Origin of the sequence: Bradyrhizobium yuanmingense, from assembly GCF_029167105.1 — a bacterium.
Classification (GTDB): Bacteria; Pseudomonadota; Alphaproteobacteria; order Rhizobiales; family Xanthobacteraceae; genus Bradyrhizobium; species Bradyrhizobium yuanmingense_A.
In genome coordinates this window covers 1-542 of the sequence record NZ_JARFML010000128.1, presented here as the reverse complement: position 1 = coordinate 542, position 542 = coordinate 1, and the positions used below count along the sequence as shown (strand labels likewise).

At 67.5% G+C, this 542-nt stretch carries 1 pseudogene; it reads right to left on the bottom strand.

Annotated elements, in window-relative coordinates:
• Positions 1 to 542, bottom strand: a pseudogene (locus tag P0R31_RS40770) (hybrid sensor histidine kinase/response regulator); the annotation flags it as partial.

The following is a 542-nucleotide window of genomic DNA, read 5'->3' as shown; positions in this document are numbered from 1 at the left end:
CATGGTCATCAGGTGCTCCAGCGTATCCACGTTGACGCGGATCGACTGGTTGGCGATGCGGTCGCCCTCGCCCGCCATCTCGTCGGCCATCGACTTCTTCGGCGCGGCCTTCTCCTTAGGCTTTGCGACTTCCTTCGCCACGGGCGCTTCAGCCGCGGGCTCGGCCTTTGCCTCGGCCTGAGCAACGGGCACCGGCGCTTCGATCGCGGTCTCGCGGAAGGCGCGCTCGAGCTCGTCGAGCGAGACCTCGCCCGGACGCAGCGGACGCTCCAGGGTCTGATCGACCAGCGTGCCCATGGTCATTTCCTTGGCGGGTGCGGCAGCCGGAGCTTCCGGCACCAGCGGCGGGGCGTCAGCGACGGGAGCAGGCGCAGTTGCACCGGCAGCCATTGCCGCCATGCCCTGCTCGACCATTGCTTCCAGCTTGTCGATGAGATCGCGGTCGTTCCCCTCCGGCTCGGCCTCGGTCGCCTCCAAGCCAGCCAAAATCTCCTTGATGCGGTCGATCGAGGACAGGATCACCGTCACCGCCTCGGCCGTCA